This is a genomic window from Ruegeria sp. H8, from assembly GCF_056532905.1.
This window is the reverse complement of the sequence record NZ_JBQFNY010000005.1, coordinates 213,485-228,818: the sequence shown is the minus strand read 5'-3', so window position 1 is coordinate 228,818 and position 15,334 is coordinate 213,485. Positions and strand designations below refer to the sequence as shown.

16 protein-coding genes are annotated in these 15,334 nt (G+C 57.1%); 9 read left to right on the top strand and 7 right to left on the bottom strand.

What is annotated here, in order from left to right:
* Positions 1–33 precede the first annotated feature (33 nt).
* The 8 genes from ACR0A2_RS14245 to ACR0A2_RS14210 all read left to right on the top strand — a co-directional run bounded on the left by ACR0A2_RS14245 (position 34) and on the right by ACR0A2_RS14210 (position 7,888).
* On the top strand, positions 34–414 hold the full coding sequence (locus ACR0A2_RS14245) for a DUF6525 family protein (RefSeq protein ID WP_371813358.1): 381 nt from the start codon (positions 34–36) through the stop codon (positions 412–414).
* A gap of 231 nt (positions 415–645) precedes the next feature.
* Entirely contained in the window at positions 646–2,322 is a 1,677-nt protein-coding gene (gene rpsA / locus ACR0A2_RS14240; RefSeq protein ID WP_068337749.1) for a 30S ribosomal protein S1, read from the top strand.
* A gap of 270 nt (positions 2,323–2,592) precedes the next feature.
* The gene (ihfB, locus tag ACR0A2_RS14235; protein WP_050603110.1) at positions 2,593–2,877 is read left to right on the top strand and encodes an integration host factor subunit beta; all 285 of its coding nucleotides are present in this window, start codon (positions 2,593–2,595) and stop codon (positions 2,875–2,877) included.
* A 7-nt stretch (positions 2,878–2,884) separates the two neighbouring features.
* Positions 2,885–3,235, top strand: coding sequence for a lipopolysaccharide assembly protein LapA domain-containing protein (locus ACR0A2_RS14230; protein WP_224857610.1), 351 nt, complete (start codon positions 2,885–2,887; stop codon positions 3,233–3,235).
* An 11-nt stretch (positions 3,236–3,246) separates the two neighbouring features.
* Positions 3,247–3,888: a phosphoribosylanthranilate isomerase gene (locus ACR0A2_RS14225; protein WP_480619340.1), complete on the top strand. Its 642-nt coding sequence runs from the start codon at positions 3,247–3,249 to the stop codon at positions 3,886–3,888.
* A gap of 47 nt (positions 3,889–3,935) precedes the next feature.
* Positions 3,936–4,271, top strand: coding sequence for a hypothetical protein (locus tag ACR0A2_RS14220; protein WP_171229553.1), 336 nt, complete (start codon positions 3,936–3,938; stop codon positions 4,269–4,271).
* A gap of 68 nt (positions 4,272–4,339) precedes the next feature.
* On the top strand, positions 4,340–5,587 hold the full coding sequence (gene trpB / locus ACR0A2_RS14215; RefSeq protein WP_171229554.1) for a tryptophan synthase subunit beta: 1,248 nt from the start codon (positions 4,340–4,342) through the stop codon (positions 5,585–5,587).
* A 705-nt stretch (positions 5,588–6,292) separates the two neighbouring features.
* The gene (locus ACR0A2_RS14210) at positions 6,293–7,888 is read left to right on the top strand and encodes an Ig-like domain-containing protein (RefSeq protein WP_480835657.1); all 1,596 of its coding nucleotides are present in this window, start codon (positions 6,293–6,295) and stop codon (positions 7,886–7,888) included.
* Positions 7,889–7,943: 55 nt separating this feature from the next.
* Here ACR0A2_RS14210 and ACR0A2_RS14205 read toward each other — a convergent pair whose 3' ends face one another.
* The 7 genes from ACR0A2_RS14205 to ACR0A2_RS14175 form a co-directional block, all read right to left on the bottom strand.
* Positions 7,944–8,318: a DUF2237 family protein gene (locus ACR0A2_RS14205; protein ID WP_152457181.1), complete on the bottom strand. Its 375-nt coding sequence runs from the start codon at positions 8,316–8,318 to the stop codon at positions 7,944–7,946.
* Between the two features lie 9 nt (positions 8,319–8,327).
* On the bottom strand, positions 8,328–9,491 hold the full coding sequence (locus tag ACR0A2_RS14200; RefSeq protein ID WP_480835655.1) for a serine hydrolase domain-containing protein: 1,164 nt from the start codon (positions 9,489–9,491) through the stop codon (positions 8,328–8,330).
* An 83-nt stretch (positions 9,492–9,574) separates the two neighbouring features.
* On the bottom strand, positions 9,575–10,255 hold the full coding sequence (pth, locus tag ACR0A2_RS14195) for an aminoacyl-tRNA hydrolase (RefSeq protein ID WP_480835653.1): 681 nt from the start codon (positions 10,253–10,255) through the stop codon (positions 9,575–9,577).
* A 140-nt stretch (positions 10,256–10,395) separates the two neighbouring features.
* On the bottom strand, positions 10,396–11,049 hold the full coding sequence (locus tag ACR0A2_RS14190; RefSeq protein WP_152457184.1) for a 50S ribosomal protein L25/general stress protein Ctc: 654 nt from the start codon (positions 11,047–11,049) through the stop codon (positions 10,396–10,398).
* Positions 11,050–11,299: 250 nt separating this feature from the next.
* Entirely contained in the window at positions 11,300–12,466 is a 1,167-nt protein-coding gene (locus ACR0A2_RS14185) for an alpha-hydroxy acid oxidase (protein WP_480835652.1), read from the bottom strand.
* A 147-nt stretch (positions 12,467–12,613) separates the two neighbouring features.
* Positions 12,614–13,405: a tryptophan synthase subunit alpha gene (gene trpA / locus ACR0A2_RS14180; RefSeq protein WP_171229559.1), complete on the bottom strand. Its 792-nt coding sequence runs from the start codon at positions 13,403–13,405 to the stop codon at positions 12,614–12,616.
* Between the two features lie 78 nt (positions 13,406–13,483).
* A complete protein-coding gene (locus ACR0A2_RS14175; RefSeq protein ID WP_480447092.1) occupies positions 13,484–13,972 on the bottom strand; it encodes an acyloxyacyl hydrolase in 489 nt (162 codons plus the stop codon).
* A 198-nt stretch (positions 13,973–14,170) separates the two neighbouring features.
* Between ACR0A2_RS14175 and ychF the strand changes: the two genes are divergently transcribed.
* Entirely contained in the window at positions 14,171–15,268 is a 1,098-nt protein-coding gene (ychF, locus tag ACR0A2_RS14170) for a redox-regulated ATPase YchF (protein WP_480619348.1), read from the top strand.
* The last annotated feature ends 66 nt before the right edge of the window (positions 15,269–15,334 follow it).

Here is a 15,334-nt window from a genome sequence, read left to right as displayed (position 1 = left end):
CAGGAAAGGCGGGGTGCGAATTCCCCGTCTTTTGTGCTTCCGTCTGCCTTGTTGGTATGTAATGTAATTACATATACTTTGCGAAAGGCGACCGTATTGCAGCAACACAAGAAACAAGGGCAAACAAGGGGCCGGAATTTGCAGAGCACCCTCAAACGTCGGAGGCGACAGGCAGCGCCTATGCAGGTCTACGACTCTCTGCCGTCAGGGCTGCGCCAGTGGTTGGCCTCGGCAAGCTTGCCGTGGAGCCCCGTTTCTGCGCAAAAAATCTGGAACCGGGCCGGAGGCGCACGCAACCCTTCCGCAGCGTTGATGCGACTGGACGCAATTGAACAGGCCATGCTGCGGCGCGATGCCGGGGTTTGGACCTTCAAAACCGGCAACGCGCCTGGGCATAGAGCCGCCAAACCTTGAAAATATGGGCTTTGCCCTTGCACATACCGGGGAATCCGCCTATACGCGCGCTGTCGATACAAGGGCGGTCAACGTCCGGATGACGTTTCTGAGCAGGGCCGAGTTACCTCGGCCCTTTGTGTTTGTTTGCTCAGGGGCGCACCGGATCACGCCTGAAGACATCATGAAACAAGACCGGCGGAGACAACCGCTCGGCCAGCAAAAACGTATTGTAAAGGAAAACAACGCCACATGGCTAACGCATCCATGGAGGAATTCGAAGCCCTCCTGAATGAAAGCTTCGAAATGGACACACCCGAAGAGGGGTCTGTTGTCAAAGGCAAGGTTCTGGCGATCGAAGCCGGCCAAGCCATCATCGACGTAGGCTACAAAATGGAAGGCCGCGTTGATCTGAAAGAATTCGCAAATCCCGGCGAAGCCCCTGAAATCGCTGTAGGCGACGAGGTCGAAGTTTACCTGCGTGCCGCAGAAAACGCCCGTGGCGAAGCCGTCATCTCGCGCGAGATGGCCCGCCGTGAAGAGGCATGGGACCGTCTGGAAAAAGCATATGCCGACGACCAGCGCGTCGAAGGTGCAATCTTTGGTCGCGTCAAAGGTGGCTTCACCGTCGATCTGGGTGGCGCAGTTGCGTTCCTGCCCGGCTCGCAGGTTGACGTGCGCCCCGTGCGCGACGCCGGCCCGCTGATGGGTCTGAAGCAGCCGTTCCAGATTCTGAAAATGGACCGCCGCCGTGGCAACATCGTTGTCTCGCGTCGCGCAATCCTGGAAGAATCGCGTGCCGAGCAGCGCGCCGAAGTCATCGGCAACCTGTCCGAAGGTCAGACCGTCGAGGGTGTTGTCAAAAACATCACCGAATACGGTGCATTCGTTGACCTGGGTGGCGTTGACGGCCTGCTGCACGTCACCGACATGGCATGGCGTCGTGTGAACCACCCGTCCGAGATCCTGACGATCGGCGAAACCATCAAGGTTCAGGTCATCAAGATCAACAAAGAGACCCACCGCATCAGCCTGGGCATGAAGCAGCTGCAGGAAGATCCGTGGGATCTGGTTGCTGCCAAGTACCCGCTGGGCTCGGTTCATCAGGGTCGCGTCACCAACATCACCGACTACGGCGCGTTCGTCGAGCTGGAAGCCGGTGTCGAAGGTCTGGTGCACGTGTCCGAGATGTCCTGGACCAAGAAAAACGTCCACCCCGGCAAGATCGTTTCGACCAGCCAGGAAGTCGACGTCATGGTTCTGGAAATCGACGGTGCCAAGCGTCGCGTGTCTCTGGGCCTGAAGCAGACTCAGCGCAACCCGTGGGAAGTGTTTGCAGAAACACACCCCGAGGGCACCGAGGTCGAAGGCGAAGTCAAGAACATCACCGAATTCGGTCTGTTCATTGGCCTCGAAGGCGACATCGACGGCATGGTTCACCTGTCCGACCTGTCCTGGGACGAGCGTGGCGAGGATGCGATCCAGAACTACCGCAAGGGCGATGTCGTTCAGGCGGTTGTCTCGGAAGTTGACGTCGAAAAAGAGCGTATCTCGCTGTCGATCAAAGCCCTGGGCGGTGACAAGTTCGCCGAAGCCGTGGGTGGCGTGAAGCGTGGCTCGGTGATCACTGTCGAAGTCACCGCGATCGAAGATGGCGGCATCGAGGTCGAATACGAAGGCATGAAGTCGTTCATCCGTCGTTCGGATCTGTCGCGTGATCGTGCCGAACAGCGCCCCGAGCGTTTCTCGGTCGGTGACAAGGTCGACGTCCGCGTCACCAACGTCGACAGCAAGACCCGTCGTCTGGGCCTGTCGATCAAGGCGCGCGAGATCGCCGAAGAGAAAGAGGCCGTGGAACAGTACGGTTCTTCCGATTCGGGCGCATCGCTGGGCGATATCCTGGGTGCAGCCTTGAAATCCGGCGACTGAGCCAAGGCAGTATCCCAAGCATGAATTTCGGCCCCGCACGACAGTGCGGGGCCGTTTTTGTTGCGAATCAATATGTTCCGAACCGCAGGGTTAATAAGGGGATTGATCGCGCATTAAGTGTGGAAATTGGCCTGACAGATAAAATTTCGCGCGAGAATGTGGCAAAATAAAGCCTCAAAACTCAGAGTATCCGTTCCCCCCTTCCGGGTTTTTTCCTATACTGTCAAAACAGTAGACCTGTCACACCGGCTGCCTGGGAGGGTATCACGCATGATCCGTTCAGAATTGATTCAGAAAATCGCTGACGAAAACCCGCATCTCTATCAGCGTGATGTCGAGCGGATCGTGAACACCGTATTCGAAGAAGTCACAGACGCCATGGCGCGCGGTGACCGTGTCGAACTACGGGGCTTTGGTGCCTTTTCCGTGAAAAAACGCGATGCACGTGTTGGGCGCAACCCGCGCACGGGCGAGACAGTGCAGGTCGAAGAAAAATGTGTACCGTTTTTCAAAACTGGCAAGTTGCTCAGGGATCGATTGAACGGTAAAGCCTGACACCATGATGCGTTACCTTCGATATGCTTTTCTGGCGGCTCTCGGGATCATCCTGATTTCCGTGTCTCTTGCCAATGTTCAGTCCGTTGAACTGAAACTGATGCCGGATGCTCTGGCCGAGCTTCTGGGTTTTAACCTCAGCGCGTCACTGCCGCTGTTTCTGGTGGTTTTAGGGGGTGTTGCAGCAGGATTGGTTATTGGTTTCCTGTGGGAATGGCTGCGGGAACACAAGCACCGCCGCGACGCGACCGTGAAGAAAACCGAAGTGCGCAAGCTTGAGCGTGAAGTCAAGAAACTCAAGAAAAAGCAAAACGAAGGCAAGGACGACGTACTTGCCCTTCTGGATGAGGCGAGCTGAGCCTGACCGCTATGCCTGATGTTCGGTTCAAAATCTGCGGTCTGACCGCACCGGATCACGTGCGCGCTGCGGCCGAAGCCGGGGCGGGCTATGTCGGGTTCGTTTTCTTTCCGAAATCGCCACGCAATCTGGATGTTTCGCGGGCCGCAGAGCTGGCGCATCTGGTCCCGGTTGGCGTTGCCAAAGTGGCTTTGGTGGTGAATGCCACTGACGAAGAGTTGGACGGCATCGTTTCGACTGTACCGCTTGATATGCTTCAACTGCATGGCAAGGAATCGCCCGAACGGGTTTCCGAAATTCGCGAGCGATTTGGTTTGCCGGTGATGAAAGCCATAGGAGTGGCCGAGGCCGAGGATCTGGCGGCCATCGATCTTTACTCGGAGGTGGCCGATCAACTGCTGATCGATGCGAAACCGCCCAGAGAATCCGAATTGCCGGGCGGCAACGGGTTGGCCTTTGACTGGCGGCTGTTGGCCGGACGGAAATACTGGCGGCGACCCTGGATGCTGGCCGGTGGCCTGACACCCCTGAACGTTGCCGAAGCAGTGCGGATGACAGGTGCCCGGCAGGTGGATGTGTCATCCGGTGTCGAAAGCGCGCCGGGCGTGAAAGATGCGGCCCTGATCCGCGACTTTGCATCGGCTCTCAGGTGATCTGAAAAAGATCTTGTTGCGTATCCCTCGAAACGGAGGGATGGAGCATGCTCGCAGCAATCGGGGGCGTTTCCTTGAAACACTGGTACCATGCGCCGGAGTTTTTCTGGCGCGCGGGACAGGCCTGTCGGCAGGCGCAAGGCGACCCATTGTGCCTGCACGCTGACTTGTTCAGGAAGGATGGCATCTATTTTTCATTCAGTGTCTGGCAAGACATCGAAGCAATGCTGACATTTTCCCAATCCGGCCCCCACAGGCGTGCCGTGTTGGCGGCCGATCGTTTGGCGGATGTGAACAGGTTTCATCATTTTCCGTGCATTGGTGTGCCCTCGCCGGAACAGGCGATTCAGGTCTGGCGTCAAAACACGCAGGTTGTGGAATGATGCGTTTTGCCCATGGCAAATCCCGCTGCCACCACCTATGAACAACAGATACGACGAGGGAGACACCCATGGCCAACGATCTTTTCAATTCCTTCATGTCCGGCCCTGACGAACAGGGACGTTTCGGCATCTTCGGCGGGCGTTTTGTCAGTGAAACTCTGATGCCGCTGATCCTGTCGCTGGAAGAGGAATACAACAAGGCCAAAGATGATCCGACGTTCTGGGCCGAAATGGATGACCTGTGGGCAAACTATGTGGGTCGTCCTTCGCCGCTGTATTTTGCGGAACGCCTGACCGAGCATCTGGGTGGTGCCAAGATCTATCTGAAGCGTGACGAGCTGAACCACACCGGCGCGCACAAGATCAACAACGTGCTGGGTCAGATCATTCTGGCGCGGCGTATGGGCAAGACCCGGATCATTGCTGAAACCGGGGCAGGGCAGCACGGCGTGGCCACCGCCACCGTATGTGCCAAATTCGGCTTGAAATGCATTGTCTATATGGGGGCGCACGACGTGCAGCGGCAAGCCCCGAACGTATTCCGTATGCGTCTTCTGGGGGCCGAGGTGATCCCTGTGACCTCGGGTCGTGGGACGCTCAAGGATGCGATGAATGACGCGCTGCGCGACTGGGTGACCAATGTGCGCGACACGTTCTACTGCATCGGCACCGTGGCTGGGCCGCACCCCTATCCGGCAATGGTCCGCGATTTCCAGTCGATCATCGGCAAGGAAGCGAAAGAGCAGATGATGAAGGCTGAAGGCCGTTTGCCAGACACGATCATCGCCGCAATCGGCGGCGGTTCGAACGCGATGGGCCTGTTCTATCCCTTCCTCGACGACAAGGACGTCAACATCATAGGCGTCGAGGCGGGCGGAAAAGGTGTGAACGAGAAAATGGAGCATTGCGCCTCGCTGACCGGCGGTCGGCCGGGCGTGCTGCACGGCAACCGGACCTATCTGTTGCAGGATGACGATGGCCAGATTCTTGAAGGCTATTCGATCTCGGCCGGGCTGGACTATCCGGGCATCGGGCCCGAGCATTCCTGGCTGCACGAAATTGGACGCGCGAATTACGTCTCGATCACTGACAAGGAAGCGCTCGAGGCGTTCCAGTTGTGCTGCGCAACCGAGGGGATCATCCCGGCGCTGGAACCAAGCCACGCTTTGGCCCATGTGATGAAGATCGCACCGGAATTGCCCAAGGATCACCTGATCTGCATGAACATGTGCGGCCGTGGAGACAAGGACGTTCAGACCGTGGCCAAATATCTGAACTTCGATATGTCAGACACCGAAGGCCGTACGGCGGGCTGAGTATGAACCGCGGCGGCATGTCCCGGTTGCCCTGTTTTGGGGTCGATGGCTCAAGCAGTCCTGAAAGCAATAATTCCAAGGCAGGACAGGCGGGATAGTCAAACATGTGACATGTCCGCCGAAATCAGGTTGCCCTGCAAAAAGGGCCGCCGCCAATGCGCATGTGAGGACAACACAGAAGCCCGAGGAATCGCCGGCTGCTGTGAAACCTGGATCATTGTGCCTGCATTTGTTTCCCGACAACTGCCAGTTGCGATCTCTGCCCGAGATTGTTGCGAATATCCCGTCAAAGCCGAGAGTTTGTAACCTGCACATTCTGAGCATATGACTTGCAAAGTCTCGGCTTGTTGTGACCTTTCGCCGAGAAGACACCCTGAAAACACCGGGGTCCGAAGTGTTTTCTGGGCATTTTTCGCCTTTGCCTTGCGGTTTGTGCATGGCCATGTCGCCCGCACGCCAAAGTTGAGTTGCTTCCAATTCTATACAGTGTCTCCAAATTGAATTAACTATTGGATAACTGGCGTAGTTGCCGCCGGTTCAGGGGACGTCTCTGCAATGGATGGGACAATGGATGACGTGGTTCGGGGCACAGTGTCTTTGCCCGGGCGCCCTGGTGTTTAGCGCCCTTGCGGTGTTGTAGGAGGTAAAATGGTCAGGTCCGTTATTTCGAGGCTGTCGTGCCTCTGTTTTCTGATTTCAGCACTCATGATCGGAAGCGCGAAAGAGGGTGCGGCCCTTGGTGGTAGCTTCATCATAACCTCGGTTCCGACGCCGAACGGGGGAAGCATCTTTTTCAACAATATCCCATTTACCGGCACGGCCTTTGTTTCGCTGGGGGGGTCGGGGCAGGTTCCCGGCGGCAGTTTCTATTTCAACAACGGCATTCTGAACCAAAGTGCGATCACGCCTGCCGGCCTTGCTTCCCTGGGCTATATCGGCGCAACCATTCTCAGTCAGGATGGCGCGGATTCCACATATGCGGCAGACGGGTATATGGGGATTACGTTCACCGCGCGCGAAGCCGTCGGAGGGCCGCTTTATCGCTATGAGATCGCGTTGTCCGGTGTAACGAACACGCAAATCGTCAACACGCGCGTTCTGGTGGATACGACACAGCCAACTGCAACGATCGGCGCCTTGACACCGACCGGCAGCGGAACGTTTCAAGCAACCATTACCCTGAGCGAACCAAGCACCGATTTCACCGTGGGCGACCTGTCCGTCACCAATGCAACGGCCACTCTGACCGGGTCCGGCACCAGCTATGTCGCCACTTTGACGCCCCAGAACAACGGCACCATCGAGCTTTTCATTCCGGCAGGGGTGTTCTCGGACGCGGCTGGGAATCTGAACCTGGAATCAAACAGAGTCAGCACGCTTCAGGCCGTGACAAATGCTCAACGTCAGATTCAGGCGTTCCAGAACGCCCGGACCAACAGCCTTGTGACGAACCAGCCGAAACTGACCCAGTTTCTGCAAGGTTCGGGGTCGGGTGTACTGGACGCTTCGGTCACGCAGGGCTCGGGGTATCTGAATTTCGCCAGTGATCCGGCGCGCCCCGTCTGGTTCAGTTTGACCGGCAACTGGAGTTCGCAGGATAATTATGACAACTCCTATGCACTGGCTGTTGTCGGGGCTCATCGCCAGATCAATTCGAACCTGTTGATCGGTGCCATGCTTCAGTTCGACTATGCTGAAACGGAAAACGGCCCGGCCAGCGTGGACGGTACGGGCTGGTTGGTTGGTCCTTACGTGGTGGCAAAATTGCCCAATCATTCGGTGTTTCTTGAAGGGCGCGTACTTTATGGCCAGGCCGACAACAACATCTCTCCGTTTGGCACCTACGAGGACAGTTTCGACAGTGACCGTTGGCTGGTTCAGTCGCGCGTAACCGGCGAGATAAAGCGTGGCGCCCTGACATTGATGCCTTTGCTGGACGTAAGCTATGCCAGTGACGATCAGAAAGCTTATACCGACAGCCTGGGCAATCTGATTCCACAGCAGGATTTCAGTTTGACGACGGCACGGTTGGGCGTGGATTTCAGCCACCCGCTGCAAGTGTCACGCGGAGAGATGATGCTGACGGGCGGGCTTTCGGGGATTTGGAGCACGACTTCGGGTACTGGGACCGCCCCGGGCGTGACACCGATTGGCGACACCGCCCGTGCCCGCGCGGATCTGGGCCTGGATTACCGGCTGGAAAACAACAGCTTGCTTGCAGCAAACCTGTACTACGATGGCATCGGTGAAAGCGGTTTCGAAAACTACAGCATCAGCCTGATCTGGCAAATGGCATTCTGACCCTGGGGCGAAACTGGATCGCGGATCAGGTCTCGCCCCAAGGCGCAATGGCTGTCTAGGCATTCGCCTTGTTCTGAAGCAAGATATCAAGCGGCACAATCTCGAGAGCGCGTTGATGGGTTGCCTCCAGGTGAACCTTTGGCGCGCATCCTTCGTCATGGGCCTGTAGGAACCGGCCGGCACACAGACACCAGCTGTCACCGGGCTTGAGGCCCGGGAAATCGAATTCGGGCCGAGCCGTGCTCAGATCATTGCCGACGTATTTCGAGAATGCCAGAAACTCGGCCGTCATCACGGCACATACGGTATGGCTGCCCTGATCCTCGGGGCAGGTATTGCACGCACCGTCGCGGAAGAACCCGGTCAGAGGATCACGTGAGCAGGGCGCCAGAACGCCGCCGAGTACATTGATACTTTCTTGCTTCTGCATGAACACACCTTACAGGCTTTCTGCGATCTTGCGGAACATTTCGATATTCTGGTCGTTTACGCCAGTGTCGCGGAATTTCCGATCAGCGCCGGTAGACACAATCAGAACGCCGCGAGGTTGGTTGAAATAGATGTATTGCCCATACACGCCCCGGGCCAGAAACTCTCCCTCATGGGCGCCGCGCGGGATCCACCACTGGTACCCATATCCAATCTTCCCCTGAGCGGTCGGGGCGCTGGGTTGAGTTGCCTCGAATATCCAGTCGGCGGGCACCACTTGCCGGCCGTTCAATTCCCCATCTTGCAGGATCATTTGCCCGAACCGTGCAAAGTCACGTGTCGTGAAATTCAATCCGCCCAGAACAAATGCGACACCGGCGCCGTCAGTGACATAATACCCGTCCCGCTCAAGGCCCAGGGGCTGAAGGATTTTTTCCGTCAAAAGATCCGCGACACTGCGACCGGTCGCCCCGCGTATCACCATGCCCAATACATGCGTGTCTATGGAAACGTATTGCCAGGTTTCACCAGGGGGCGCGAAACTGTCCTGCAATGAGGCTGCGAAATCGTCCAGTTCACCGCCTAGGGCAATCACACGGCCCATCCTGTTGATGTCAGATTTCGGGTCCAGATAATCTTCGTCAAACGTGACGCCGCTGGCCATGTTCAGAACGTTCCGAATTGTCGCCCTGTCATATGCGCTGCCTGCAAGTTTGGGGGCGTATTTGACGACGGGATCATCCAATGAATCGATTGCGCCCTCTTGCAGGAGAATGCCGAAAAGCGCCGACAGATAACTTTTTGCCACTGACCACGAAATCCGACGATCATCGGAACCGGTGCCCAGATAGTATTCCTCGAACCGGATCTTGCCGTTCTGCATGATAAGCAAAGAAGTGACCGAGCGTTCATTGATCCAAGTGTCGGTGCCTTCCGGAAGATCGAAACCTTCGCCGTAGGGCAATTCCCATGTCGGGGCGTTTCCACGCGGCAGATCCACGGTCAGAAAGGCTTCATCCATATGCGAAAAGTTGTGAACGATCTTGTCCTCGGCAAACAGAGAGTTCACCGCCATCAGGCGCTGTAACTCTTCGCGTTTCCAAAGCCCAACGGCAGCGGCGGCCAAAGCCAGCGCCAGCACAATGCGCAGAACCCACTTCAGTATGGACCGCATCGCATAGCCTCCCTTGTTTGCGTGTATTGGAACGCGGACATCCCACTTTCGCAACGCCGACGTAACGGAAAGAGGGCGGGGCGCTATTTGAACTTGTCCAACAGTTTCTGCATGGCCGACCGTTCGTCGGCCGGTGGCTTCGGAGGTGCCTTAGATGCGGTTTCAGCTTTCGGAGCCGCCGTCTTGGACGACCGGGGCGGAGCAGTGCGCAGGGCCACCGCGTTCATGAATTTTCCACCATCATCCCGGGCCAGATGGGGCGCGCCGTCCGAAACACCCCGAAGAACGTCGTCCAGCCAGTCACTCCCGGCTTTCGCAAAGTCGCTCAGAACATAAGCCGAGACCATTTCCTTGCGGCCCGGATGTCCGATCCCAAGCCGGACACGGTCATAGGCTGCGCCTATATGGTCGTGGATCGAACGCAGACCATTATGCCCAGCGTGTCCGCCGCCCGCCTTTACCCGCACTTTGCCCGGGGCGAGGTCCAACTCGTCATGGAACACGACAACATCTGTGGACTCGAGCTTGTAGAAACGCATCGCTTCACCCACGGATTGACCGGACCGGTTCATGAAGGTCTGCGGTTTCAGCAAAAGGGTTTTTTCAGACCCTAACCGCCCTTCCGAGATTTCGCCCTGAAACTTGGATTTCCATGGGCCAAACCCATGATCTTTCGCAATCCGCTCCACAGCCATGAACCCGATGTTGTGCCGGTTTCGGGCGTATTTCTGCCCCGGGTTTCCCAATCCGACAAAGAGTTTCATGACCAAGCTCCGCCTTTGTAGCCTCGAGGCTATGTGATGCCCGGAATTGCCATGGAAATCCAGTCAGCGCCGCGCGCCTTGGCTAAAAAAAACGGGGCTCGTCAGAACCCCGTTTCAAAATCCTGACGTTTGATCCGGATTTATTCTTCTTCTTTGCCGACGACTTCGACTTCGTCGACTGCAACTTCTGCTTCTTCACCTTCTTCGTCGTCGCTTGTCGACAGACCGGTCGGTGCCGAGACGTTTGCGATCACGAAGTCGCGGTCGATGGTCGGCTTGGTGCCTTTGGGCAGTTCAACCGACGAAATGGTGACGACGTCGTTGATGTTCATTCCGGCCACATCGACGGTGATCTTCTCAGGAATGTCACCTGCGGTGCACAACAGCTCGACTTCCGGGCGGACAACGGTCAGCACGCCGCCCTTCTTGATGCCGGGGGCTTCATCTTCGTTGATGAATTCAACCGGAATGTACAGCGCGATCTTGGTGGTCCGGCGCAGGCGCATCAGGTCCAAGTGGGTCGGCAGGTCTTTGACGACATCACGCTGAACGTCGCGGCAGATGACGCGAACGTCTTCATGGCCTTCGACTTTCAGGTTCCACAGGGTCGACTTGAAGCGACCGGCCTTCAGGCGCTTGAACAGTTCGTTGAACGGAATCTGAATCGGCAGCGGATCTTTGTCGCCGCCAAACACTACGCCCGGAACCATGCCTTCGCGGCGAGTTTTGCGAGCGGCGCCCTTGCCTGTCCCCGTCCGTTCCAGAGCTACGAGATCAGGAATCTCTCCAGCCATGATAATTCTCCAATGTTAGGGCGGGCATCCTCCAAGGCTGTATACCCGCGTGAAGCCGCGTCCTTATCTCGATTCATCCGGTTTGGAAAGGGGTAATTCACAGCTTGCCGTTCTGTGGGGCTCAGCCGCGCGCTCCGAAGTGTTCTTCGCCAGATCAGTGAAGGGTCCGCTGCTTCATCTGGCCACAAATATCCCGGGGGAGACGCCCGGAACGGGCGGCGGGGGGCAGAGCCCCAAATCTCCCGCGGGCTCAGCCTTGCCAACGACCACCAAAATCTTCTGGTACCAGAAGATTGTGCGCCCCCAGCGCGCTAACGGTTTTTTCACCGCACAGCGCCATTGTTGTATCAAGTTCCTTCTGAATCACTTCCAGCGCGGTGGTGACGCCTTTCTGACCCATGGCGCCCAACCCATAAACAAATGCGCGGCCGATATACGTCCCCGTGGCCCCCAGCGCCAATGCCTTGAGCACGTCCTGACCCGAGCGGATACCACTGTCCAGATGCACTTCGACATCATTGCCGACAGCGTCCATGATTTCGGGCAATACCCGGATCGAGCTGAGCGCACCATCCAGCTGACGCCCGCCATGGTTCGACACGACAATGGCATCCGCTCCCAGCTTGGCAGCCATTTTGGCATCTTCCGCGTCGAGTATCCCTTTCAGGATCACCTTTCCGCCCCACTGTTCCATCAGTTTTTCGACTTTACTCCAGTCGAGGGTGGGGTCGAACTGTTCAGCGGTCCAGGCCCCCAGTGAAGACGCGTCCGAGATACCTTGCACATGTCCCACTATATTGCCGAACTCGCGCCGCTTGGCCCGCAGCATTTCAATGCCCCAGGCCCATTTGGTCATCAGGTTCGCGATGGTCTTCGCGGTCAGCTTGGGGGGTGCGGACAGGCCGTTTTTCAGGTCTTTGTGCCGTTGGCCCAGAATTTGCAGATCCAATGTAATCACCAGCGCCGAACACCTGGCGTCCTTGGCCCGCTGGATCAGACGGCTGACATAGTCATCGTCCTTCATCGTGTAGAGCTGAAACCAGAACGGCTTGTCGGTGTGCTCGGCCACGTCTTCGATCGAGTTGATCGACATTGTGGAAAGGGTAAAGGGAACACCAAAATCCTCGGCGGCTTTGGCGGCCTTCATTTCCCCGTCCGCATGCTGCATCCCCGTCAACCCGACCGGGGCCAACGCGACCGGCATCGACACTTTCTGGCCGATCATTTCCGAGGCTGTCGAACGCCCGGACATATCAACGGCAACCCGCTGACGCAGGCGGATCTTTTCAAAATCGGAACTGTTTTCGCGGAAAGTCTGTTCCGTCCAGCTGCCGCTTTCAGCGTAGTCGTAGAACATCCGCGGCACGCGACGCTCGTAGATGCGCCTGAGGTCTTCAATATTGGTTATCACAGGCATGACTCAGACCTCCAAACTTACTGGTTCGTTTTCCTTACCAATGCATGTCAAAGCCTGCAATGATCTGGCCCGGCGTCGGGCAGTCAAAAAAGCCTGCCCCAGAACAGTCTGCGGCAGGCTTTTTAGTGTGTTGTGTTATCTGCCGGATCAGGCGCTATGGGCGCCATCCGACAGGGACTTTACAAAATCCAGCACTTCGTCGACCGGTTTGCCTGCACCGATCTGGCTGACGATCGCCGATCCGACTACGGCACCATCTGCCACGGACGCGATATTGCGGGATTTCTCGGGCGTATTGATGCCAAAGCCCACGATCACCGGCAGCTCGGTCGCGGCCTTGATGCGCGCAACCTCGGGGGCCACATCCGTTGCCTGCGCCTCGGCCGCGCCGGTGATGCCAGTGATTGACACGTAATACACGAAACCCGAGGTGTTTTGCAGAACGCGCGGCAGGCGCTGGTCATCCGTGGTAGGTGTTGCAAGACGAATGAAGTTCAGCCCGGCAGCCTGAGCAGGCAGGCAAAGCTCTTCGTCTTCCTCGGGCGGCAGATCGACAACGATCAGCCCGTCAATCCCGGCGTCTTTGGCATCGGCCAGAAAAGCCTCGACACCCCGGCTGTAAATCGGGTTGTAGTACCCCATCAGGACAATCGGCGTCGTGTCATCTGTTTCCCTGAACGCGCGCGCCAGATCCAATGTGCGCTGCAACGTCATCCCGCCATCCAGCGCGCGTTGGCCGGCCGCCTGAATTGTGGGGCCATCCGCCATCGGATCAGTGAAGGGCAAACCAAGTTCGATGATGTCCACACCCGCGCCGGGCAGGCCTTTGACCACGTCGAGCGAGGTGTCATAGTCCGGGTCCCCTGCCATCACATAGGCAACAAAAGCCTTCTTTCCTTCGGCTTTCAGGGCGGCAAACTTGGCGTCGATACGGGTCATCGGATGTCCTTGCAATCGGGTTTGGACCCGTGTGCAGAAACTTTGACCGAAAATCAATCCCGCCAACGCAGGAATAGCTCAGAAGCCCAGATGGTACCGCAGCAGAACCGCGTTTACACCAGGGTTCTCATCATTGGTGCTGGCGTTCGATTTGTGCGTGATCGCAACTGACATTCTGTTGCCGTTGTTCAGGTTATATCCAAGACCCAAAAGGCTGCGGATCTGAAAGTCTCCGCCCAGGTCGTTCTGGTCGTTGCTGGCATTGAAGTACCCTGGCATGACACTGCCTTCGACGAACCAGCGCTCACCCAGAGAATACAGCCCGACCAGCCCCACACCGATATGCGTATCCCCGTCTTCGTCCACAGAAAACGCAGCACCCCAGCCAGCACTGAACCGAGTTGCCTGGTGAAAAGGAGAGTGATGGTATTCGAGAGCGATCAGTGCCTGATCTTCGGACGTCGCCTCGGAAAAATCTGAATACCCGGCACCAAAAACTACCGTCTGAGCATGGGCTGTAGCAAATGTAGAGACCGTCAGTACGGCTGCAAGAAGTAGTTTTTCCATTATATTCTGCCATTTAATTTGGTCGCGCTATGTTAATTGTTCATCCTACCCTTCGTTTTTCAGGACCGACAAGAACACGATTTGAGAACAATTTCGTGATGTGGCCGAAGGGACTCAAACAAAGTCGCCCGGCAATCACTTGCGCATTGATGCGGACCTGCATAGAAGCTGCGTTCGTATTCTATGCAGGAGGCCGTTATGGGCTTTAAGATGGGAATCGTGGGTCTGCCGAATGTGGGCAAGTCGACCCTGTTCAATGCGTTGACCAAAACCGCTGCCGCGCAAGCCGCGAACTTCCCGTTCTGCACGATTGAGCCCAATGTCGGCGATGTGGCCGTGCCGGATGAGCGGCTCGACAAGTTGGCGGCAATCGCGTCGTCGAAACAGATCATCCCGACGCGCATGACATTCGTGGATATCGCCGGTCTGGTGAAGGGCGCCTCGAAAGGCGAGGGGCTGGGGAACCAGTTTCTGGCAAATATTCGCGAGGTCGATGCCATCGCCCATGTCCTGCGCTGTTTCGAAGATGGCGACGTGACCCATGTAGAAGGCCGCATCGATCCTGTGGCCGACGCCGAGACCATCGAGACCGAGCTGATGCTGGCCGATCTGGAAAGCATCGAAAAGCGCCGTGCCAACCTTGTGCGCAAGCTGAAAGGCAATGACAAAGAGGCCCAACAGCAGGACCGCCTGCTTGCCGAAGCGCAAAAGATACTGGAGAGCGGCAAACCTGCACGGTTGGTCGAGGTTTCGGACGAGGATGCCAAGGCCTGGAAGATGTTGCAGCTGCTGACCACCAAGCCGGTTCTTTATGTTTGCAACGTGTCCGAGGAAGAAGCCGCTGAAGGCAACGAATACTCGGCGAAAGTTGCCGAGATGGCTGCCGCCCAAGGCAACTCTCACGTCATCATCAGCGCCAAGATCGAGGAAGAGATCAGCTTGCTTGAAGCGGACGAGGCGCAGATGTTCCTTGAGGAAATGGGTCTGGAAGAACCCGGTCTCGACCGTCTGATCCGTGCCGGGTACGACCTGCTGAAACTGGAAACCTATTTTACGGTCGGCCCGAAAGAGGCCCGCGCCTGGACCATCCGCACCGGCACCGCTGCACCGCAGGCGGCTGGTGTCATTCATGGTGATTTCGAAAAGGGATTCATTCGCGCCGAGACCATCGCCTATGACGACTTCATCGCCTGCAATGGCGAGCAGGGGGCGAAAGAGGCAGGCAAGATGCGGGCCGAGGGGAAAAGCTATGTCGTCAAGGATGGCGACGTGATGCATTTCCTGTTCAATACTTAAGGGTGCGCCGGGAACGAACACCGCTCGACAGGCGGATTTTTGCGAAGCTTATGCTGCAACGGGTCA